Source organism: Christiangramia portivictoriae DSM 23547, from assembly GCF_000423045.1.
GTDB lineage: Bacteria > Bacteroidota > Bacteroidia > Flavobacteriales > Flavobacteriaceae > Christiangramia > Christiangramia portivictoriae.
In genome coordinates this window covers 27,124-49,894 of sequence record NZ_AUHF01000008.1, presented here as the reverse complement: position 1 = coordinate 49,894, position 22,771 = coordinate 27,124, and the positions used below count along the sequence as shown (strand labels likewise).

The 22,771-nt window shown below is 41.0% G+C and carries 21 protein-coding genes; 6 read left to right on the top strand and 15 right to left on the bottom strand.

Going from position 1 to position 22,771, the window contains the following annotated elements:
* The first annotated feature begins 152 nt into the window (after positions 1-152).
* Together G529_RS0106905 and G529_RS0106900 are read left to right on the top strand one after the other, a co-directional pair.
* Positions 153-950 (top strand): ferritin-like domain-containing protein, encoded by a 798-nt coding sequence (locus tag G529_RS0106905; RefSeq protein WP_051201373.1) that lies wholly within the window; start codon positions 153-155, stop codon positions 948-950.
* A gap of 25 nt (positions 951-975) precedes the next feature.
* Positions 976-1,839: a ferritin-like domain-containing protein gene (locus tag G529_RS0106900; RefSeq protein WP_026914847.1), complete on the top strand. Its 864-nt coding sequence runs from the start codon at positions 976-978 to the stop codon at positions 1,837-1,839.
* 293 nt (positions 1,840-2,132) lie between these two features.
* Here G529_RS0106900 and G529_RS0106895 read toward each other — a convergent pair whose 3' ends face one another.
* The 8 genes from G529_RS0106895 to G529_RS0106860 form a co-directional block, all read right to left on the bottom strand.
* Positions 2,133-3,407 (bottom strand): adenylosuccinate synthase, encoded by a 1,275-nt coding sequence (locus G529_RS0106895; protein ID WP_026914846.1) that lies wholly within the window; start codon positions 3,405-3,407, stop codon positions 2,133-2,135.
* Positions 3,408-3,419: 12 nt separating this feature from the next.
* A complete protein-coding gene (locus G529_RS0106890; protein WP_026914845.1) occupies positions 3,420-3,875 on the bottom strand; it encodes a Fur family transcriptional regulator in 456 nt (151 codons plus the stop codon).
* 23 nt (positions 3,876-3,898) lie between these two features.
* Positions 3,899-6,109 carry a RelA/SpoT family protein gene (locus G529_RS0106885; RefSeq protein ID WP_026914844.1) on the bottom strand — a complete coding sequence of 737 codons (2,211 nt, stop codon included), beginning with the start codon at positions 6,107-6,109 and terminating at the stop codon, positions 3,899-3,901.
* Between the two features lie 35 nt (positions 6,110-6,144).
* On the bottom strand, positions 6,145-7,383 hold the full coding sequence (locus tag G529_RS0106880; RefSeq protein WP_026914843.1) for a M48 family metallopeptidase: 1,239 nt from the start codon (positions 7,381-7,383) through the stop codon (positions 6,145-6,147).
* Positions 7,384-7,394: 11 nt separating this feature from the next.
* On the bottom strand, positions 7,395-8,207 hold the full coding sequence (locus G529_RS0106875; protein WP_026914842.1) for a TrmH family RNA methyltransferase: 813 nt from the start codon (positions 8,205-8,207) through the stop codon (positions 7,395-7,397).
* A 111-nt stretch (positions 8,208-8,318) separates the two neighbouring features.
* Positions 8,319-9,632 carry an amidohydrolase family protein gene (locus G529_RS0106870; RefSeq protein ID WP_026914841.1) on the bottom strand — a complete coding sequence of 438 codons (1,314 nt, stop codon included), beginning with the start codon at positions 9,630-9,632 and terminating at the stop codon, positions 8,319-8,321.
* 10 nt (positions 9,633-9,642) lie between these two features.
* On the bottom strand, positions 9,643-12,621 hold the full coding sequence (locus tag G529_RS0106865; protein WP_026914840.1) for an amidohydrolase family protein: 2,979 nt from the start codon (positions 12,619-12,621) through the stop codon (positions 9,643-9,645).
* Between the two features lie 84 nt (positions 12,622-12,705).
* The gene (locus G529_RS0106860) at positions 12,706-13,779 is read right to left on the bottom strand and encodes a DUF3810 domain-containing protein (RefSeq protein ID WP_026914839.1); all 1,074 of its coding nucleotides are present in this window, start codon (positions 13,777-13,779) and stop codon (positions 12,706-12,708) included.
* Between the two features lie 135 nt (positions 13,780-13,914).
* Here G529_RS0106860 and G529_RS0106855 point away from each other — a divergent pair, with 135 nt between their 5' ends.
* Complete coding sequence (locus G529_RS0106855; protein ID WP_026914838.1) at positions 13,915-15,375, top strand: aminoacyl-histidine dipeptidase; 1,461 nt, start codon at positions 13,915-13,917, stop codon at positions 15,373-15,375.
* Between the two features lie 70 nt (positions 15,376-15,445).
* Here G529_RS0106855 and G529_RS0106850 read toward each other — a convergent pair whose 3' ends face one another.
* Genes G529_RS0106850 through G529_RS0106840 form a run of 3 tightly spaced genes read right to left on the bottom strand, consistent with a single transcriptional unit; the run spans position 15,446 to position 18,161 of the window.
* Entirely contained in the window at positions 15,446-16,576 is a 1,131-nt protein-coding gene (locus G529_RS0106850) for a peptidylprolyl isomerase (RefSeq protein ID WP_026914837.1), read from the bottom strand.
* Entirely contained in the window at positions 16,576-17,148 is a 573-nt protein-coding gene (gene gldI, locus G529_RS0106845) for a gliding motility-associated peptidyl-prolyl isomerase GldI (RefSeq protein WP_026914836.1), read from the bottom strand. Before gldI ends, G529_RS0106850 begins: the two co-directional genes overlap by 1 nt.
* On the bottom strand, positions 17,145-18,161 hold the full coding sequence (locus tag G529_RS0106840; protein WP_026914835.1) for a DHH family phosphoesterase: 1,017 nt from the start codon (positions 18,159-18,161) through the stop codon (positions 17,145-17,147). Before G529_RS0106840 ends, gldI begins: the two co-directional genes overlap by 4 nt.
* Before the next feature lie 77 nt (positions 18,162-18,238).
* Between G529_RS0106840 and G529_RS0106835 the strand changes: the two genes are divergently transcribed.
* Together G529_RS0106835 and G529_RS0106830 are read left to right on the top strand one after the other, a co-directional pair.
* The gene (locus G529_RS0106835) at positions 18,239-19,255 is read left to right on the top strand and encodes an alkaline phosphatase D family protein (protein ID WP_026914834.1); all 1,017 of its coding nucleotides are present in this window, start codon (positions 18,239-18,241) and stop codon (positions 19,253-19,255) included.
* A 75-nt stretch (positions 19,256-19,330) separates the two neighbouring features.
* On the top strand, positions 19,331-19,750 hold the full coding sequence (locus G529_RS0106830) for a nucleoside-diphosphate kinase (protein ID WP_026914833.1): 420 nt from the start codon (positions 19,331-19,333) through the stop codon (positions 19,748-19,750).
* Between the two features lie 66 nt (positions 19,751-19,816).
* Here the strand turns inward: G529_RS0106830 and G529_RS0106825 are convergent, their stop codons facing one another.
* The 4 genes from G529_RS0106825 to recF are packed head-to-tail and all read right to left on the bottom strand — an operon-like array spanning position 19,817 to position 21,847.
* Positions 19,817-20,041 (bottom strand): hypothetical protein, encoded by a 225-nt coding sequence (locus tag G529_RS0106825; RefSeq protein ID WP_026914832.1) that lies wholly within the window; start codon positions 20,039-20,041, stop codon positions 19,817-19,819.
* 9 nt (positions 20,042-20,050) lie between these two features.
* Positions 20,051-20,353: a DciA family protein gene (locus G529_RS0106820; RefSeq protein WP_026914831.1), complete on the bottom strand. Its 303-nt coding sequence runs from the start codon at positions 20,351-20,353 to the stop codon at positions 20,051-20,053.
* On the bottom strand, positions 20,331-20,771 hold the full coding sequence (locus G529_RS0106815) for a lipocalin family protein (RefSeq protein ID WP_026914830.1): 441 nt from the start codon (positions 20,769-20,771) through the stop codon (positions 20,331-20,333). The genes G529_RS0106820 and G529_RS0106815 overlap by 23 nt, the downstream gene beginning before the upstream one ends.
* Positions 20,768-21,847 carry a DNA replication/repair protein RecF gene (gene recF / locus G529_RS0106810; RefSeq protein WP_026914829.1) on the bottom strand — a complete coding sequence of 360 codons (1,080 nt, stop codon included), beginning with the start codon at positions 21,845-21,847 and terminating at the stop codon, positions 20,768-20,770. The genes G529_RS0106815 and recF overlap by 4 nt, the downstream gene beginning before the upstream one ends.
* Positions 21,848-21,994: 147 nt before the next feature.
* Here recF and G529_RS0106805 point away from each other — a divergent pair, with 147 nt between their 5' ends.
* Positions 21,995-22,768 carry a tetratricopeptide repeat protein gene (locus G529_RS0106805; protein WP_026914828.1) on the top strand — a complete coding sequence of 258 codons (774 nt, stop codon included), beginning with the start codon at positions 21,995-21,997 and terminating at the stop codon, positions 22,766-22,768.
* Positions 22,769-22,771: the final 3 nt, after the last annotated feature.

The following is a 22,771-nucleotide window of genomic DNA, read 5'->3' as shown; positions in this document are numbered from 1 at the left end:
ATATGCCAATAAATAATTAAAATAAAGACTGAATAAGGGCTGAAACCTTAAAGTAATCTAAAATTACCGGGTTTTAAGACAACCTTAACGATTCAATTAAAACTGAATTGCCTTTCCATTCGTAAGTTTCCATAGAAACTAAAATTTTAATCATGAAAAAACCCTTAGTGAAGGTTGATGTACTAGATGCATCACCTAAAAATTCGAACAAAAATTCGCGAAGGAAGTTCATTAAATTAGGTGGTCTTGGTATAGCCGGTTCCAGCTTTTTATTGTACGGATGTAGCGACGACGATTTATTTAACCCTGGTGGGGATGTAGGTGGACCAGATCCAGTAGATCCAGACCCAGTAGATCCACCAGTTGATGCAGTATTTGACCTTGGAAGTGGAGATGTGGGAATATTGAACTACGCTTATGCACTTGAACAACTTGAAGCAGCATTCTATGCAGCAGTAAGAGAAGGTGATTACTATGCTGGTGCTAGTGATGAAGAAAAAAATATAATGGATGATCTTTATAATCATGAGGTAATCCACCGTGACTTCTTTAAAGCAGCGATTACAGCAGCGGCTGGAGAAGAGAATACACTACCAGATCTTGAATTCGATGTTTCTTCTATTGACTTTAGTAGTAGAGACTCTGTTCTTCAAACAGCAATGGCTCTTGAGGACACAGGTGTTGGAGCATATAACGGAGCAGGAGATAGAATTGCAGATGCAACTTACCTAACATTAGCAGGTAAAATCGTTTCTGTTGAAGCACGTCACGCTTCGGCGATTAGATCCCTATTGAACCCAGATTCTGCAGATTTTGCCGGAGATGATATTATTGATGAGAATGGATTAGATCTAGCGTACGATCCATCTGAAGTATTTGAAATCGCTGGAGGATTTATTGTAACAGACTTTACAGCAGATAACCTTCCAGAGCCAAATACAGGATCCTAAACACTAACATCTAAAAAGAAAAATTATGAGTATTATAAAATTATTAGATGAATTTTCATCTGAAAAATTGACTACCAAATCGAGTTCGAGGCGCGAAATGTTCTCTACTCTTGGTTCATTTGGAAAAAAAGCCGCTATGGCTGCAGTACCTTTTGGATTAGCAAGCACTAAAGCAAACGCGATGTTTCAGGACAGCGGGAATGCTGCTGTAGATGCTCTGCAACTTGCTTTAACTTTAGAATATTTAGAAGCTGAATTTTACAGATTAGCACTTGATTCTGGAGTTCTTCCATCTGGAAGACCAGAAACCGTATACATGCAGATTTATAAGCATGAGGATGCACACGTAGAGTTCTTGAAAGCTGGATTAGAAGGTGCGGGAGCAACTCCGGTATCTATGCCAAATTTTGACTTTACAGCCGGTGGCGCTTTTGATCCATTCAATGATAACGGGATTGGTCAGGATACTGCTTACGCACAATTATTAGCTTTGGCCCAGGCTTTCGAGGATACTGGGGTAAGAGCTTACAAAGGACAGGCTGGCAACCTTATGGGAACCGCATTCCTGGAGCCTGCGCTACAAATTCACTCTGTAGAGGCTCGTCATGCTTCTGAAATTAGAAGAATTCGAGGTCTTGAAGGTTGGATTACTGGAAGTATGAGAGGTGATGGAATGCCAGAAGCTACTCAGCCAGTTTATGATGGTGAAGAAAATGTAATGCAGGGTGGAGTAGATGTTACTACACTTGATTTTGCAAATCCTATTGTAGGAGATGTTACTGAAGCGGTTACCCAGGCTTTTGATGAGCCTATCACCGCAGAAACTGCAACTGCTATTGCTAGTTTATTTATCGTATCTGATGATTCAGATTCCGACTCTGATAGCTAAGCTAACTCAACAACATAGTATATTAAAGCCTCAATTTTGGGGCTTTTTTTATTTAAGCATTGGAATTAAGATTACTTACCATTGAAAATTAAGTGTCTAATATAATTTTCTCGGAATAGATGTTCTGTACCATCATGCTCCGTGAAAAGAATTAAATTCTGAGCCAGTTATAGTAAATGTATTACCTATATGATTCATTAAAATTCGGCGTAATAAGCATGCTTCCTTTTGAGTTTCAGTAAAAAAAAAAGCCCCTGTTCGGGGCTCTTTTATATATCTTACTTAGCAAATTATTAGCTTCTTTCAATTGTCTGGCTTCTATCTGGTCCTACAGAAACGATTGTTATTGGTGTTTCCAGTTCACGTTCCAGATATTCAACGTATTCGTTGAACTCCTTTGGAAGCGTACTTGCACTGGTCATTTTGGTAAGATCTTCTTTCCAGCCTTTCATTTCAGTATAAACCGGTTCCAGATTTTCAGGCTCAATGTTGAATGGAAGATGATCTATGGTTTCACCTTTATATTTATAAGCAGTACATACTTTTAAGGTTTCAAAACCGCTAAGTACATCTCCCTTCATCATGATCAATTGAGTGATCCCATTTACCTGCACCGCATATTTCAATGCAACCAGATCTAACCAGCCACATCTTCTTTTACGTCCTGTAGTGGCTCCAAATTCATTACCTATACGTCCCATTTTTTCTCCGGTTTCATCAAAAAGCTCGGTAGGGAATGGGCCACTACCAACTCTTGTGGTGTAGGCCTTAAAAATTCCAAATGCTTCCCCAATCTCACGTGGAGCTACTCCAAGCCCGGTACATGCACCAGCCGCAGTAGTATTCGAAGAGGTTACGAATGGATATGTTCCAAAATCAATGTCAAGTAGTGATCCCTGTGCACCTTCTGCAAGGATGGACTTTCTATTTTTCATGGATTTGTGAAGGTAATCCTCACTATCTATGAAGGTAAGTTCTTTCAGCGTCTCAACTGCTGTGCGGAATTCTTTTTCAAGTTCCTTAAGATCATACTGCACATCCACATCGTAAAATGCGATCATCTTCTCATGCTTATCTGCAAGTGCTCGATAACGATCCTGCCAGTCTGCCATTTCCAGATCTCCTACACGTAACCCATTTCTACCTGTTTTATCCATATACGTTGGACCAATTCCTTTTAAAGTAGAACCAATTTTAGCTTTGCCTTTTGAAGCTTCAGAAGCAGCGTCCAGCAATCTATGGGTAGGAAGGATTAAATGCGCTTTTCTGGAAATTAGTAGTTTAGACTTGTAATCTATTCCATGCTTAGCCAGATTATCCAGTTCTTTTTTAAAGATCACTGGATCAATAACAACACCATTTCCAACCAGGTTAATGCTGTCATCATGAAATATACCCGAGGGTATGGTATGTAAAACATGTTTTTGCCCATCAAATTCCAAAGTATGACCCGCGTTTGGACCACCCTGAAATCTGGCAATAATATCGTATTTGGAGGTAAGAACGTCGACAATTTTGCCTTTTCCTTCGTCACCCCATTGAAGACCTAGTAGTAAATCTACAGCCATGAATTCTTAAACTTAGTTGGTTGATTTTTTGTTTCCGTAGAAATACAGGGAATGTTTATTGATCTCGATGTCAAAGACCTCTTCGATCGTTTGTTTGATACTCTGGATCCTTGGATCGCAGAATTCAATCACCTCGCCTGTATCTGTAAGTATGATATGATCGTGCTGCCGGTCAAAATAGGATTTCTCGTATTGTGACTGGTTCTGCCCAAACTGGTGTTTTCTAACCAGTCCGCACTCCAATAGGAGTTCGATCGTGTTGTATAAGGTTGCCCGGCTCACTCGATATTTTTTGTTCTTCATCATTATATACAAAGACTCAATATCGAAATGATCTTCAGAATTGTAGATTTCCTGAAGAATGGCGAAACGTTCGGGTGTCTTACGATGTCCCTTTTCTTCAAGATACTTCGTGAAAACGTTTTTTACGACCGCCTGATCGTTTTTATTTACGATTTTTTTGCTCATAATTGCCCTGCAAAGGTAAAAGTTTATTCACGGCTTACCTTGTCTATGCCGTTAATTTTTTTCAGTCTCTGGATGATCGTATTCAGGTTATTGTTGTTCTTCACAACCAGCGTTATTCTTCCGTTGAAAATACCATCAGAACTGTCAAAATTCAGGTTTTTCATGTTAACGCCAAGGTTCCTTGAGATCTCCTTGGTAATTTCACTTACCAGGCCAAGATTATCGATGCCCTGGAGTTTGATGACAGACTGGAAATCCTGCTGTGAACTGTCTATCCATTTTGCCTGTATGATGCGATAGGCATAATTGGACTGCAATTGCAAAGAATTTGGACAGTCTTTTTTGTGTACCTTAATACCATCATTCACGGAAATAAAGCCGAAAACATTATCTCCCGGAATAGGATTACAACAGTTCGCTAGTTTATAATCCAGCCTCTCTTCTTCCTTTCCAAATACCAGCTGGTCATACTTGGCAGTAATCTCATCCTTATGAATGTCTGCAGCGACCTGTGGTTTTTTGATCTTGCTTTTGAAATAACTAACCAGTGAATTACTGCGGGAGTTAGCGAAATCTTTTAGCGCCTGGTTGTCTATTTTTCCAATACCCACACGATAGAAAAGATCGAGACTGGTTTTCAGATTAAAGAAAACCACGAGTTCGTTGATCGACTTCTCGTTAAACTGAATTTTTTGTGCTTTCAGTTTTCTAGCCAGTACAGCCTTGCCTTCTTCTGCAATCTCTTTCTTTTCATCCTTTAATGAAGATTTGATCTTCGCCCGGGCTCTGGCAGTAGTCGCGTAGTCTAACCAGTTTACATTCGGCTTGGCATTGTCTGAAGTTATGATCTCCACCTGATCTCCACTTCGTAATTCATGACTTAAAGGAACCAGTTTGCTGTTCACTCGGGCACCGCGCGTACGCAAACCAATTTCTGTATGAATGCTGAAAGCGAAGTCCAGTGGTGTGGATCCCTTCGGAAGAGATTTTAAATCACCCTGAGGAGTAAAAACAAATATCTCTTTTGAATAAAGATTTAATTTGAATTGTTCTACAAAGTCGACAGCATTCACCTCCGGGTTTTCCAGTGCTTCCTGAAGCCTGGTGACCCATTCCTCAAAACCTCGCTCTTCATTATTGTTATTACCCTGCTTATACTTATAGTGAGCGGCATAGCCTTTTTCTGCAATTTCATTCATTCGCTCACTACGAATCTGGACTTCCACCCATCTGCCTTTTGGCCCCATTACCGTTATATGCAGAGCCTCGTATCCTGTAGATTTGGGAGAAGAGATCCAGTCTCTCAGCCTTGTGGGATTCGGACGAAAATGATCGGTAACTATGGAGTAGATCTTCCATGCCAGGAACTTCTCCTGAGATGGTTCACTTTTATAAATGATCCTGATCGCAAACTTATCGTAGATCTCGTCAAAACTAATGTTCTGTGTCTGGATCTTCCGGTTGATGCTATAAATGGATTTAGGTCTTCCTTTAATGCTGTAATCTAAAGACTCCTTGTCCAGCGAATCTTCGATCACACGACTAAATTCCTTGATGTAAATGTCCTGTTGTTCTTTACTTTCCTTGATCTTAGTAAGGATGTCCTGGTAAACTTCAGGGTCTGTATACTTTAATCCAAGATCTTCCAGTTCGGTTTTAATATTGTAGAGACCAATCCTGTGCGCCAGTGGTGCGTAAATGTACAAGGTTTCCGAAGCTATCTTGATTTGCTTATCGGCACGCATGGCATCCATGGTTTGCATGTTATGCAAGCGGTCTGCGATTTTAATGATGATCACACGAACATCATCATTCAGGGTAAGGAGCATTTTCCGGAAGTTCTCGGCCTGTAGCGAAACATCCTTGTCTTTTTTAAGACTGGAAATTTTGGTAAGGCCATCAACGATCTTAGCCACGGTCTCTCCAAACATCTTTTCAATGTTCGCGAGAGTATATTCGGTATCTTCCACCACATCATGCAACAGGGCTGCGGCGATGGACGTGGCATCCAGACCAATTTCTGAAGCTACTATCTTGGCTACTGCAATAGGATGAAAAATATAAGCTTCACCAGATTTTCGACGCTGATCTTTATGTGCATCCACGGCAGTGTCAAACGCTTTACGAATGAGTTTCTTATCATCTTCGGAAAGTGTCTGGTAGCTTATACGCAGCAATTCTTTGTATTGCCTGGCGATTTGCTTGTTCTCCTTTTCTATCGCAGCTTCGGTCATAAGTTAAAAGTACAATTAAGATAAAAAGTAAACAACTAAATAGCTGCCTTCAAATTCTGAAATCTTTGCAGTAAACTTGGATGGGAGTAATGTACGAAAATATAGGTTTTATGCGGAGTTAGGTTGCTCAATGTATTTCCCGATAATTTTTTTAGACTGCTAATGAGGTATTTGGCATCGTAGGTGGCGCTGGCATAATCATCTGCCTGGTACTCAAACTTTCTGGAGATGTAATTCATTAGAAGTCCTGTCACTTCTGAAATAGGACTATATAAAATTCCGAAGCCTATAAGACCAATATGAAAACTGGGTTCGCTTACGCTCAATGCTGAAGATAATAACGGATTGCCAACGAATAAGGATAGCAGCCACAGAGTAAACCCAGTTGTCGCTATGGAAGCGATCAAATTATAGATAATATGTTTTTTTTTGTAATGACCAACCTCATGTGCCAGAACGGCAACAATCTCTTCTTCTTCCAGGTCATTGATAAGGGTATCATAGAGAGTGACTCTTTTTTCAGAACCGAACCCGGAAAAATACGCGTTGGCTTTCGTCGATCTTCTGGAGCCATCGATCACAAAAATATTGTCCAGTTGAAAGCCTACTTTCGCCGCATAGGTTTCAATTTTGGTTCTTAGGCTACCAGATTCAAGGGCGGTTTGTTTATTGAAAAGTGGGACTATCAATTTTGCATAAAACATGTTCATTAAAATCACGAAGACCGATACGAGAATCCAGGCATACCACCAGAAGTCATCTCCCGCTATCATATAAAACCAGATGATCAAAGCCAGAATCCCGCCTCCCACAATCATGGTCATTAGCAGACCTTTTACTTTATCCATCAAAAAGGTTTTTCTACTGGTCTTATTAAAACCATACTTTTCTTCAATTACAAAAGTGCTGTACCAAGAAAAAGGTGTAGTTAAGAGGTCGCTGCCTATCACAATAGTCCCGAAGAAAATGAGACCAATCGTGATGGGATGATCAGCTAGAGAACGTGCCATCTCATCTACCGTAGCAAAGCCTTCAAAAACCAAAAAAAGTACCGTTAGCATCACCGTAAAGACGGAAGAAAGCAACCCGAACCGATAACGCTCTTTTTTATAGCGTTGTGACGTTTCATATTTGCTGTCGTCGTACACATCTGCCAGTTCCTCAGGAATTGGGTCATTAAAGTGTCTTGCGTTCAGGGTATCCAGCAGCGTGTCGATAAGAAAATCGGCGATCACAACTCCAAGAATGATATAATACAGGGTTTCGGCTTGCAAAATCTATGCTTTTATTGGTTAAAACCACGTTGTCTTCGTGCTTCAAAAATAAGGATTCCGGCAGCAACAGAAACATTCATACTATCGATGGCTCCCTGCATGGGAATGATAATATTCTGGAGAGAATTTTCCCGCCAAGATTCGCTAAGTCCGGTGGCTTCAGTTCCAACAACGATCGCAGCAGGTCCTTTAAAGTTCACTTCATGATATGCTTTGGCTTCCTGTAAAATGGCTGCATAAATATGAATGTTCTTATTCCGAAGAAATTCGATGATCTCTGAAGTTTCCCCGGTGGCTATATTGTTGGTGAAAACACAGCCAACACTACTTCTAATAATGTTAGGATTATATAGATCTGTTTTGGGATTGGCGATAATGACCGCATCTACTCCTGCAGCATCTGCAGTTCGTAGGATCGCTCCAATATTTCCTGGCTTTTCGGGTGCTTCAGCGATCAGGATCAAAGGAGAAGCTGAGTTAAAGTTTAAATCTTCCAGTTCGTTTTCACGGGTACGAAAAACGGCAATAACACCTTCAGTACTACCGCGATAAGCGACTTTCTCATATACTTCCTGGGAAAGTTCGGTCATCTGTTCTGTATGTTGATCGCCTTTTTTAGCGAGCTCAAGAACCTCCTGAAAATCGATTTTTTCAGGTACATAATAAATATGGAGCAGTTCGAAATGATGGTTTACGGCCAGTTCTATTTCTCTGAGGCCTTCAACAAGGAATGCTTTTTCCTTTTTTCTACTTCTTGACTTTTCCTGTAATTGCAGCAACCATTTTATTTCCCGGTTTTGCAGGCTGGTGATCTTTTTCAACATAATCACAAAAGTAAGCAGATATTAAGCATAAAAAAAGTTGCCCGAAGGCTCGGGTAGACGCTCTGCAGCATTCCATTCCGGTCCTTCGGGCAACCTTGTACAATTGTTCAATTATTCAGATTCCTGCTCGCTATATTTTTTTGAATAGCGTTTCCACAGTTCTGTTTGATGAGTTTCCAGGCTAATTTCCCTTCCGTCGATAAAAGCATGTGATAGGATATTGCTACGCATGTCCAGGGCATCACCTTCAGAAATAAAAAGAGTTGCAGATTTACCTTTTTCAAGAGTTCCGTAATCGCTATCGATTCCAAGGATCCTGGCATTATTGGAGGTGATAAGACTTAAAGCGTCTTCTTTATCCATCCCGAAGGCAGCCACCGTTCCAGCATAAAAAGGGAGATTTCTGGTATTCATACGCTCCATTTGTCCGCTGCTTTCCAGCCCAACCATCACTCCTGCATCATGCAGTAACTTCGCCAGTTTATAAGGCTGGTCATAATCTTCGTAAGCATTGTTGGGCGTGCTGTGAGGGCGATTTACCAGAACCGGGATCTCTGCATCTTTCAATTCTGAAGCGATCGCTAACGCATCGTATCCTCCAACGATCACTACTGAAGATAGCTCGTTGTCTTTTTTAAACTGAATGATATCAAGAATTTCCTTCTCCCCATTTGCATGGACAAAAACCTTTTTATCTCCGCTGAAAACTTTTTCCATGGCTAGAAACGGCAGGTTCTGATCATTTCTGTTTCCATTCAAATAAGCTTTGGAAGAAGCAAAGAAATCAGACAATTTCTGAATTTCCTCGGTGTACTCTTTATTAGGTTTAAGGCCAGGATCTTCACCTCTCCACCAGCGACCACGTCTAAACGAATCTGGCCAGTTGATATGCAATCCATCATCAGCCTTTACAGTAGCATCCTCCCAATTCCACGCGTCAAATTGAACGATGGAGGAGGTCCCGGAAATCAATCCGCCTCGAGGAACCACCTGGCCGAGTAGCACTCCGTTGGGTCGCATGGACTCTACGATCTTACTTTCTGTATTGTAGGCGATAAGACTTCTTACATTAGGTAACATGTCACCCATCTCATCCTGGTCTTCCGTGGCCTTTACAGAAGCGATCTCTACCAACCCCAGTGTGGTATTTGGAGCGATAATCCCTGGATATACATGTTTTCCTGTAGCATCGATCTGTTTTCCAGGATATTGTCTTTTTGTGAGATCTGCAGCTATGATCTCAGTGATCTTACCGTCTTCCAGTATGATCAGGCTATTCTCGATCACTTCTCCATTTCCAATATGAGCGGTAGCACCTACAATACTGATCGCTTCAGCCTGCTCTGGTGCCGGGGTTTGTTGAGCAAAACTGTTTCCGCAGAAAAGTAAACTCAGCAATCCTATATATAAATTTAATTTTTTCATCTTCAGTATATTATTTTACAGCTTCCAAAAGATCACAGTGTACATGCTGCTTTTCTTTCTTTTTCACTGGTTGTGTTTTAACGCCACTGTTCTTTTCCTTAAGCATCTGGCTTACAAGACTGCTTCTTTCTTTCTGAATCTCTTTCCGAAGTTCCAGGTCTCTGTCCTTATCGAAGTAAACAACTCCCTCGATCATCGTTTTCTCAGGAATCGAGTAGATCGACAGCGGATGTTCGTTCCATAGAACAAGATCTGCCTGTTTGCCTGTCTTGATGCTTCCAACCAGGTTATCTACGTGAAGTAATTTTGCAGGATTGATCGTTACCATTTTCCAGGCGTCCTCTTCACTCATTCCGCCATACTTCACACTTTTGGCAGCTTCCTGGTTCAGGCGTCTGCTCATTTCAGCATCATCACTGTTAATGGCTACCGTGAGACCAACTTCGTTCATGATGGCCGCATTATAAGGGATCGCATCGTTCACTTCATATTTGTAAGCCCACCAGTCTGAAAAGGTAGAAGCTCCAACACCATGCTCTTTCATCTTATCTGCTACTTTGTAGCCTTCAAGAATATGGGTAAAAGTATTGATATTGAAATCGAACATTTCAGCAACATTCATCAACATATTGATCTCGCTCTGAATATAAGAGTGAGAAGAGATAAAGCGCTCTCCGTTCAGGATCTCTACCAGGGTTTCCATTTCCAGGTCTTTTCTGAAATTCTCGCCAGCAGCCTGCTTTTCCTTTTCATAGGCCTTTGCCCGGCTGAAGTAATCTATAAAAACCTGTTCTACACCCATTCTGGTTTGTGGGAAACGATTTCCGCTCCAGTTGGATTGTTTTACGTTTTCACCAAGCGCAAATTTGATGAAAGGTGGTGCCTGTTCGAAGATCAATTCATCTGCCGGAGCTCCCCATTTTAATTTCAGAATTGCAGATCTACCACCAATTGGATTGGCAGAACCATGCAGTAGCTGAATTGTGGTAACACCACCAGCGAGATTACGATAGATGTTGATATCTGTTGGATCCACGACATCTTCCATGGTCACTTCAGCAGAAGAGTTGTGACCTGCTTCATTAATATCTGATGCGGCGATATGGGAATGTTCATCAATGATTCCGGCAGTTAAATGTTTCCCGGTAGCATCAATCACCTGAGCCCTGCCGGCACTAAGATCTGTACCAATCTTTACGATCTTACCGTCTTTTACCAATACATCTGTATTTTCCAGAACTCCTTCATCTTCGCTGGTCCATACAGTTGCATTCTTAAATAGAACATCCTGCTGCTTTGGTCTTTCCTTAAAACCATAGGCAACATTTGGATAGGTAACCGCGATCAGTTCACGAGGTGCACTGTCACTTTTCGTTTTACTGTCTTCATTTTCTTCCGCTTTTTCAGAATCTTTCATATTAGCCTGAAAACGGGTTTCTTTTCCATTTGGCAGAATCGCTTTTCCTGAAATGTTCTTAGAATTTGCAGGAACCTTCGCTACCAGCCTGATGTACTCAGTTTTGGTAGTATCTGGAGAAGAGATCAAAAGATTCATCCAGTTTTCAGACACACTCAGTTTTGATCCTATTTTAGTATCATCCAAGGTAACTTCCGCATTTGGCTTCGTAGGTTCTCCAGTAATAGCCAGCAGGTACGTATTCCCATCCAGTTCCAGGTCATATTTCCCGGTTATGTCGGTTACATTCATGCTGTTTAATACCTTTTTTTCACCCTGAACCCAGTTCTCGAATAACGTGGTCTCTTTGTCAAAAAAGTCTCCGGAAGTAATCAGGAAATTCGCCCAGGCACCTTCCTTAATAGTACCAATCTTTCCTTCCTGTCCCAGTGTTCTGGCAGGAATAGTGGTAAGAGCGGCCAGAGCTGCCTCTTTGGTCAATCCAAATTCCATTGCTTTCACCAAATTGGATTTGAAATCTTTCGCTGGATCGATGTCATGTGTGGTGATCGTAAAAGCAATTTCCTGCTTTTCCAACATGGCCAAATTCGCAGGTGCCTGATTCCATTCTCTCATTTCTTCAAGCCCCAGATGCTTGGTGAGATATGGGTCTTCCACATCGAAAGCTGCCGGGAATTTTAACGGAACGATATACGTAGCGTTGGAACTTTTCACTTTGTCCAGTCGCTGATATTCTTTCCCACTTCCTAAGAGTACATATTGAATACCAAATTCATCACCTACTTTATCTGCTCTAAATTCGTTCAGCAGATTGTCTGTAGCGAAGATCTGTACAAGGTTTTTATTTTTATTCAGGGCTTCTAACGCAAGATCTTTATTCTTGGCATTTCCTTTCTCATACCAGCTGGCATCGATATAGGTTTGTCTAAGCAGGGCAGTAGCACCCATTAGTGAGGTAGGGTAGGACTGTCTGGATAGTACACTTTTATCAAAAGAAAGGTATTGAGCAGATCTGTCGTTCAGGATTCGGTCGCCCTCGCTCACATTAGGTGTAAGTGCCACCAGCATACCAGAACCACGTACGATTCCATCTGGGACATGAGTATTTACGGCACCAAAACCAGCTTCCAGCAATTTACTGGCATCGCCGGCGTCATATTTAAAATGTGCCACAGCATTGGTTTCTGGACGAATATGATCGTTCCAGTAAAATCCTTCGCGATTAGCATCATACTGCGGTCCATTACCGCCCTCCACACGTTTTGGTTTTCCTATTCCAAAACTGGAATACAGGTCTATAAAAGAAGGATAAACTTCTTTTCCGGCAAGATCGACCACAATACTGTTTTCCGGAATGGAGACTTTCTTTCCAACAGCGGTGATCTTCCCATTTTGAATGGCGAACATTCCATTTTCAATGATCGTCTTTGGATCCACGTGGATCCTAGCGTTTTTAAAGACGGTGTAATTGGTGTTTTCGGTTTTAACACCATCGTTTTTCGGGAAATAATCCTGTGCATAAGCTGAGCTCACACTAAGGACTATTCCCAAAAGCAGAAATTTTAACTTCATAAAATTAGGTAGTTTTTGGAAATATAGATTCATTAAAATTTTAAGAGCCTTAAAGTACTAAAAATAGCAGAACTGTTAATCTTCTTATAAGTCGTTTCTCGAATCTTTGTAGTAATTAACCAGCAATGCGACTACATAGCTATAACTTTTCATACCTCCAGCCTGGTTATTGGCGATTAGGTAGCGATTGTATGTGGCCGCAAACAGGGGTTCCAGGGGATTTTCATGTTCCAGCCAGAACCGCTGGACCTCCCGGTAATTTTCCACAATTCCCGGGTTCATGCTTTCCAACAGGCGATCTGCTTCCTCTTTATCTCTGCGGAAGATCTCACTCAGGCAGTAACTTAGCGCGAAAGTGTAACCGGAATATCGAAAATAAGGATCTGGATGGTTCATGGTAACCAGGCAGGCGATAAAATTCGCTTCATTTTCCTTGGCAAATCCCAGCTGATGTCCAATCTCATGACTGGCGGTTGTGGGTATTTTATATGGAACTATAATGCTGTTCACCTGGGCTTCATTGGTTAATGGATTCAGATAACCGTTAAAACCCATATAGCTTAAAGGAATACTATAGATCGATCGCTTCAGAGAATTGCCTTTGTAGCTTAATTCCGGATAATTCAGAGCAAGATGATCATAACCTTCTATGGTTCTTCGGAAGAGCTCATTCTTTGAAATTTCAAACTTGACGGAAGCGGAATCATTTTCAGCTAAATCTGCATGCAGCTCATTGGACCTGCTTATCAGAATTTCTGAAAGTCTTACCAACTCTTCAGTGGTATACTCATTATCGATTTCAAGGGTTTTGTGAAGTGGCTGCCGGTAATAATTAAAACCCCAGAAAAGATGAAAGCAAAAGTAGATGATAGACAAAGCCGCCAGAGCATCGGGAATCCATAGCTTCGGATTTTTAAATTTAAGGCGAAATCTTCTCCAAATCCATTTCAGTAATAAGATAACCAGTAAAGCGTACAGGAGATCCCCCAGCGAAAATGGTAAAAGCCCTATGCTGTATCTTAGAATACTGGAGATTACCGGGTATAGCCCGTTGGAATAGTAAGTTTCGATGAAGAGCGATCCTTTTTCGATCATGCTCAACAGAATGATCTGGACTGGTAACAGGATCGCAAGGATCAGGGTCGTTTTCTTGTTCACTTTTTAAAAGTACTAATAATTCATATCTGGCCTAATTTTACCTTGGAGAAACCCGTTAAATTATTCTGAAGAAATCTCAATTTTTGTTTCAGCAGCTTAAAAGGTATCTTTGAAAACAATTGAAGAATTACAGATATGAACGAAGAAATAAGAGCATTAGAGCCCAGGATTTTATGGAATAAGTTTGCCGACCTCAATGCGGTGCCAAGACCTTCCAAAAAAGAGGAAAGGGTTATTGAATTCATCAGGAAATTTGGAAACGACCTTGATCTAAGGACCGAAGTGGATTCCGTAGGAAATGTTGTGATCTATAAACCTGCGACAACAGGACTGGAGGACAGGAAAAAGATCGTTCTGCAGGCGCACCTGGATATGGTACATCAAAAGAACAACGATACCAACTTCGATTTTGACACACAGGGAATCGAGATGTACGTGGACGGTGACTGGGTGAAGGCGAAAGGGACCACGCTGGGAGCTGATAATGGTTTGGGTGTAGCCACGATGATGGCGATACTGGAAAGCGATTCCATCGAGCATCCCGCGATCGAAGCTTTATTCACGATAGATGAAGAAACCGGAATGACCGGAGCGAAAGGTCTAAGCCCTGATCTTCTGGAAGGCGAAATTCTACTGAACCTTGATACAGAAGAGGATGACGAAATTGGTATTGGTTGTGCCGGTGGTGTGGATATCACTGCAAGCAGAGCTTATGATGTGGAAAGCACTCCCGACAGTTATCGCGTTTTTGCGATCAAAGTAAAAGGACTTATGGGTGGACATTCCGGGATGGATATCGTTAAAGGCCTGGCGAACGCCAATAAATTAATGAATCGACTGTTGCTGAATACTTCGGAAGAATATAATCTCAGGCTTTCATCGATTAATGGCGGTGGATTGAGAAATGCGATTCCAAGAGAAAGTGAAGCGATCATTGCCTTGCCTGAAACTGAAGAAGAAAAATTCAAAAAAGAGCTGAACAAAAGGATCGATCTTATCAAAGCAGAATTCGCTTCGCTCGAACCAAATATGCAGATCGAAATTCAGAAAGTTGCTTCTGAAGTAGAAGTGATGGACATGCAATCTCAGAAACAGCTGTTGCTGGCTCTTGCCGCGGCGCATAATGGAGTTTACAGAATGAGTCCCGAGATTGAAGATTTGGTGGAAGCATCCAATAACGTCGCGAAAGTTAGCGTTGAAAATGGAAATATTGAGATCAAGTGCTTAACTAGAAGCTCTGTTGAGTCCAGTCGTGATGACCTGGCAGATTCACTGAAATCTGTTTTCAAACTTGCAGGTTTTGAGGTGAAATTATCTGGGGAATATCCTGGATGGGCACCAAACAGCGATTCAAAAATCCTGAAAGTACTGGATAATATCTATGAAAGAATGAACGGCGAAAGGGCCAATATTGCGGCCTGTCATGCCGGTCTGGAATGTGGAATCATTGGAAGCCATTATCCTCAAATGGATATGATCTCTTTTGGGCCTACCATTCGCGGAGCGCACTCGCCAGATGAGCGTGCGAGCATTAGCTCAGCTCAGAAATACTGGAAATTTTTATTAGAGGTTTTACAGAACATTCCTAAGAAATAAACCTATATCCTGAATTTAAAAGCCCCATGCAGATGCACGGGGCTTTTTTTACTTGGATATATCTATTTTATTACTGCTCTTCTCCGGCAATTCCAACTACAGAAATCTTAAATACAAGATCTGAGTTTGGTGGGATCGCTCTTCCATAGCCTCTTTCCCCGTAGCCTAAGTGGCTGGGAATAAACGCAACTACTTCATCACCTACCTGCATCTGCTGGATCGCTTCCTTGAAACCTGGGATCATTGGCGCATCAGGACCGTATACAACGTTCATTGGCTGGTAACCCATAGCCTGGTCTCTTCGATGATCGTAGATACCAAATTCCTCGGCAAGCTCTTTTTTATTAGTGTCAAAGATCTTTCCATCTGCGAAGTAACCTTCATAATTTACTTTTACCGTTTGTCCCTGTTTAGGCTGAGTTCCATCTCCTTCGGTAACAAAATGTAATTTGAGTCCGCTTTCCAGGGAATCGGCTTTTGATTCCAAAGCTGCGAATTCTTCAACTCTTTTTGCCCTTACTTCCTGTAACTCTTTTTCTTTAGCTTCATTTTCAGCTTCAAGATCTGCCAGTTCCTGTTCAAAAACTTTCGGAGCTTCAAAATTCTTGGCAGCTTTTCCTTTTCGAATGATATTTACTTCATTCATAACCACATCCTTTACAGGACGGTCTCGAGGACCGGTTTCAGTCTTTCCGATCGCTTCCACGACATCCATACCCTTTACCACTTTTCCGAAGACCGTATGCCTGCCATCAAGCTGCATTACTGGTTCCAGCGTGATAAAAAACTGACTCCCATTGGTTCCTGGACCAGCATTGGCCATAGACAAAATTCCTTTTTGATCATGACTTAATGAATCTTTAAATTCATCTGGGAATTTGTAACCTGGACCACCACTTCCGGTTCCCATTGGATCACCACCCTGGATCATGAATCCATCGATCACACGGTGAAATACGATCCCGTCATAATATTTTTTGCCTTTAAAGGTGCTGTCTACCATTGTGCTGCTTCCTTCAGAAAGCGATACGAAATTAGCAACGGTCATTGGAGTCTCTTCGTGATATAATTCTGCAATGATGGGTCCCATGGAGGTATTGAACTCAACATACATCCCGTCTTCAAGTTCAGGGTATTCTTCTTTACATGAAAATAAGCTAATCGCCACTGCGAAAAGCACAAATAAACTTTTTGTCCTCATTATTGTTCTTTGGTTTCTGTGTTTGATAGTTCTTCTTCCTTAATAGAGTGTAAGGTCACTTTTGCGCTAATGGGTTTGTTGCTGCCAATACGTTCCTGATCTCCGTAATATCCAAATGCTTTGTGCGAAGGGAATAGGAACGTCACAGTTTCACCTTCTTTCATCAATTTAAGACCCTGGCGAAGACCGGTAAATAGTTTTTCTCTGTCTATGGCATATTCACGGGTAGGTTTGTCACCTTCAGCGTAAATAGCGTCCCCTTCAATGGTAGAGATGCTGTAATCGAATGTTACAATATCTCCAAATTCAGGAGTCTCTGTATTAAGACTATCCATGGAACGGTTATTATAGTAGTACCAGAAACCATCTGCAGATGTCAGATATTCTGTACTGGTATTTTCGCCCATTACCTGCTTGATATAATCCTCTTCCTGGGCGATCATTTCCCGGTTCTTTTCAACAGATTGATCGATATACGAACCACTGTTCTGGGAAACGGGATAGCGAGCTTCAGGAGATTTACAGGAAACTATGGCGATCGCCATGGTTATTAGGAATAAAAACTTTCTCATTGTGTTAATTCTTGCTCATATTCAGGCAGGATCTTATTGAATTTTACGATGGTATCGTTCATGGAAAGATCGCTTTTTCCTCCCGCCGCATTAATATGTCCTCCACCTTCAAAATGTTTGCGGGCAAACTTATTTACGTCGAAAATACCTTTGGACCTGAAACTTATCTTGATAATTTTTTCACTTTCATTTTCAATAAAAATGACTGCAAATCTTATTCCATCCAGGCTTAAACCATAATTTACAAAACCTTCAGTATCACCTTTCTTAAAATTGTGACGGTCAAGTTCTTCCTGGGTCAGGCTTATATAGGCGGTATTAAATTCAGTCAGTACTTTCAAATTCTGTAGTGCGGTACCAAGCAATTGTAGTTTGTTGCCAGAATTAGTATCGTAGATGTTATTATGGATCTGTGAATTTTTAGCTCCCTTGTCCATTAGGTCGGCTATCACACGATGCGTATCGCTGGAAGTAGAGCTAAATCTAAAACTTCCGGTATCTGTCATGATCCCGGTATATAAACAGGTGGCGATTTCTGGAGTGATGTTCTTGCCGGCACGCAATTTTTCTATGAATTTGTGTACCATTTCACAGGTAGAGCTCATCGTGGAATCACTGTAGGTGTAATGAGCATAATCTGAAGGTTCCTGGTGATGGTCTATCATGACAAAAACAGCATCAGAAGCTCGAAGCGATTCTTCCATGTCTCCACATCTGGAGAGATCATTGAAGTCCAGGGTAAAGACGATCTGCGCTTCAGCAATCAATTGATCTGCAACTTCTTTCTGTTGCTCATAAATATAAACTTCATCACTACCTGGAAGCCACTTTAAAAAATGTGGATAATCGTTTGGAGCAATGACATTGGCCGTATGGCCCTTGTCTCTCAAAAAATGCATTAACCCAAGCGTAGAGCCTATCGCATCACCATCGGGTCCTTTGTGTGGAACGATCACGATATTCTCTGCTTTTGCCAGCTCTGCCGTGATCTCAAGTATTCTTGTGTCTATCATAATCGAGGTTAAATATACAATATAATAACACTATAGAAATAGAGGAAGCCTTAAATTTGGGTTCGAAAATTAACGAGATGAAATATAGAATTTTGATCCTTCTGTTCATTTGCAGCCTTTTGTCCTGCGGGTCTTTCGAAGAGATCGCAACAGAAAAAAAGGCAGATTATGTCATTGCTTTTGGAAGCTGTAACCGAGAAGACGCACCCCAGCCATTATGGGATGAAATTCTTAAAAATAAGCCTGATGTTTTCCTGTGGGGAGGCGATAATGTGTATGCAGATACAGATGTTCCTGAAGTTTTAGAAGAGGCTTATGCCGTCCAGAAAAGTAATGAAGGTTATCAAAAATTAGTCAACAGCGTACCAGTTTATGGAGTTTGGGATGATCATGATTATGGACAAAATGATGGAGGGAAGGACTACTTGATCAAAGAGGAGAGTCAGCAGCAATTTCTTGATTTTATGGGGGTTGCCCAAGATGATCCAAGGCGGGACCGCAAAGGGATCTATCATTCTGAAGTTTTACAGACTCCCAAAGGTTCTATTAAGGTAATCATGCTGGATACCCGTTATTTTAGAGATGATCTGCTCAGGACCAGCGAGCCTGGACGGCGTTATGAACCTTCCAGCGGTACCATTCTGGGCGAACAGCAATGGAAATGGCTTCAGAAGGAACTTGAAAGCAGTAGCGCAAACTTCAATATCATTCTTTCCAGTATCCAGATACTTTCAGATGAGCATGGATTTGAAACCTGGGGAAATTTTCCTTCGGAAGCGCAAAAATTAAAAGATCTAATTGTCACTTCGGAAGCAAAAAATGTTATCCTGTTAAGCGGAGACCGTCATATTTCTGAATTTTCCGAAGAAAGAATTAACGGGCTTAGCTATCCTTTGGTTGACTTCACCAGTAGCGGACTCACCCATACTTACGAAGCTTTTGACGGTGAGCCGAACGTGCACAGGGTGGGAGAGGTAGTGTCCAAAAAAAGCTTTGGCTTGCTGAAATTTGATTTTGAAACAGGAAAGGTAAGCATGGAAATGCGCGGACTCAATAACCGTAAACAGCAGGATTATGTGGTTGAATTCCAGTAAGTCAACATATTATAAGAAAGCACTTGTTTATGCACATAAATAATTTATTTTTGCACCAAATTTAAAAACCAGATAATGGCAGATAATAGAACATTCACCATGATTAAGCCAGATGCAGTTGAAAACGGGCATATTGGTGGAATATTAGATCAAATCACCGCTTCAGGATTCAGAATCGTAGCGATGAAACTTACTCAAATGACCAAAAGAGATGCTGAAACTTTTTATGCTGTGCATAATGAGCGTCCGTTCTTTGGCGAATTGGTTGAATTCATGACTCGCGGACCTATTGTTGCTGCGATCCTTGAGAAAGACAATGCTGTGGAAGATTTCAGAACATTGATTGGTGCTACGAATCCAGAAGATGCTGCTGAAGGAACTATTAGAAAAAAATATGCTACCAGTATTGGTGAGAACGCTGTACACGGAAGTGATAGCGACGAGAATGCACAAATTGAAGGTGCTTTTCATTTCGCAGGTAGAGAGATGTTCTAAGACGAACTGCTCAAAACATAAAAAAACCCGGAATGTAAGTTCCGGGTTTTTTATTTTATCAAGTTGCTAAATCTCAATTGGTTTTGTAAACCATGACCATTTAAAAATATAGCCATCACCTTCCTTGGCGGGGTGCAGCCGTGGAGAAATACTAATGGTAAGTAGCACTGTAATTAGAGTGTTCGGCAGCCCATCCAGATGAAAGAAATACCTCAGAATTTCATTGAAGACGAACATAAGCCCGGTAAAAACCAGTAAAAAGGCCATAAAATACTTCAGTCTTTTGTTCATAATTTCATATTAACGTAATACCAGTTTTTTCACCAGGTCCTGGTTCATTTCCTCATTGAGGTTTCGAATGATCTTTTCTTTTCCGTAACTCAACTCCTCTCTAAGAACCGAAGAACTCAATTGCACAAACAGTGTGTCATGCTTTAGTTTAAGGCCGGTCGTGTATTTAGCAATGGCCGGTCCCATCTGGTTGTTCCAGACTTCCCTTATCTGTACCTGGTTGAGACCTTTGGTGTCAAGTTTGTTCTCGTCCACAAAACTCTTGAGCAGATCACCAAGGACCATTTCCTCATTCTTTCGTCGCTTCTTCATTAGTGCTCATTAAAGGTTCATATCGTTTATAATAATATTTTTTGTCGTCGCTGTTTTCGATCACCAGTTCGTCTTTCGTGGCTTTCAGAACTGTCTCCTTCCATTCATCGAAGGCTGTCTTATAATGAAGGGTCAAAATTTCATCTTCGATCTTCGCCATAATTTTTTCTGAATCATTAGAAGCTTCTATATAACCACCATCGATCTTAGGCTGAAGTTTCTTTCGAAAACCTACGCTATCCCCAATCTCAATATAATCAATGTACTGACTCAAACTATATTCTATGACCGAATCATTTTCAACTTCTACTTTCTCGATCGTCCAGTACCCGTTGAGGTTCTTTAATTGCTCATTGGGGTCATTCTTCGAGCAGGAAAATAGCATGATCGCTATGACTAAGTATAATGCTTTTTTCAAAGTTTAAAAATTTTATAGGATTGATTACTGCCTTTTACCACTTTCTCGGTTCTGTCTGCATGCGTGTCACTAAGAAAGATCTGTCCCAGTTCATTCGTGGCCACTAATGCTACAATATGAGCAACCCTGTTCTCATCAAGTTTGTCAAAGATATCGTCCAGCAGGAGAATTGGGTTCACCTGGCTAATTTTTTTTATAAAATCGAATTGCGCCAGCTTTAGAGCAATCAGAAAGCTTTTTTGCTGTCCCTGGGAGCCAAACTTTTTAATAGGATGTCCCTCGATCTCGAAACTTAGATCGTCTTTATGGGTTCCTACTGAAGTGTACTGCAAAGCCATATCCTTCTGCAGGTTTTCTTCGAGCAGGCTTGATAGTGATTTTTCAGAAAGCCGACTCTTATAATTAATATCAACCATCTCCTTATTATTCGTGATATCGGCGTAGCGTTTATTGAAAATGGGAATGAATTCTTTTAAAAAGCTTTTTCGCTTTTCAAACAACTCCTGTCCCAGATGGCTAATTTGTGCATTGTATACCTCGAGTGTATCGCGATCAAAGGTTGAATTGGCAGCAAAATACTTCAAAAGGGAATTTCGCTGGGAGATCTGCTTGGTATAATTCAGTAACGATTGAAGGTAGGATTGATCACTTTGTGATATGACTCCATCCATGAATTTTCTTCTTGTTTCTGAACCTTCAATAATAAGATCCCTGTCTGCAGGAGATATGATCACGGTAGGAATAAAACCAATATGATCGCTCACTTTATCATAGGTCTTGTTATTGCGTTTAATCACCTTTTTCTGCCCCTTTTTTGCACTTACCAGGATCTTTTCAATTTTCTCGTTCTTCTCGAATTCCCCATCCACTACAAAGAATTCAGCTTCATGATTGATATTTTGAGAAGTGATAGGGTTAAAGTAGCTCTTTCCGAAGGAGAGATGGTAAATACTATCCAGAACGTTAGTTTTTCCAACGCCATTATTGCCAACCAGGCAATTGATTTTCTGATCAAAAGCAAATTCAGCCGTCTTAAGATTCTTATAATTGAGAAGGCTAAGATTTTTTAGGTGCATAAAAGGCTGTTTTTCAGCAAGAAATATGATAAATGAAGAGGTGTTTTTAAGGCTGCAAAAGGACTTCAAATTATGGAAAAAATACAAATATTTTCTCTTTTAATTTTCACAAAATATTATATTTTTGCCACGCATTAAAAATTTTTTATGGCATCTTATAAGAAAAGAGGATACAAGCCTTCCGGGAAAACTGAGAAGGAACAAATCGAAGAACAGGAATCTACAACTGCTGAAGTTTTTAACAGTTTGGATGAAGGGGCAAGTAGAACCGAAACCTGGGTCGCCGATAATCAAAAGTATATCTACATTATAGTAGGAGTTGCTATCGTTGCGGTACTGGGATACCTTGGTTATAACCGTTTTATCCATGAACCAAAACAAAACGAGGCAGCCAATGAGATGGCAATGGCACAAAATTATATGGCTTCCGCACTAAGAGCGAATGGAGCTCAAAGCGATTCGCTTTATAATCTGGCACTTAATGGTGGTGAAGGGAAATATGGATTTCTTGATATTATAGAAAATTACGGAGGTACAGATGCTGCCAACCTTGCGCAGTATAATGCCGGTTTTGCATACTTAAGAATTGGAAAGTACCAGGAAGCGATCGAGCAGCTGGAAGGTTTTAGCAGTGATGATGAGATTTTCTCTGCACTTGCAACTGGCGGGATCGGTGATGCTTTTCTTCAGCTTGATCAACCGGAAGAAGCATTGGGTTATTATGAAAAAGCTGCGGAAATGCGTACTAATTCATTTACAACCCCTAGATTTCTTTTGAAAGCTGCGATCACAGCAATCAATACCGGAGATGCAGATGCTGCGGAAGAACATTTAATGAAGATCGAGGAGGAATATGCAGATTCTCCTGAAGCAGATAAAGTGGCCGTCTATCTTGGGCAGGCCCGCGCTATGAAAAAATAATAT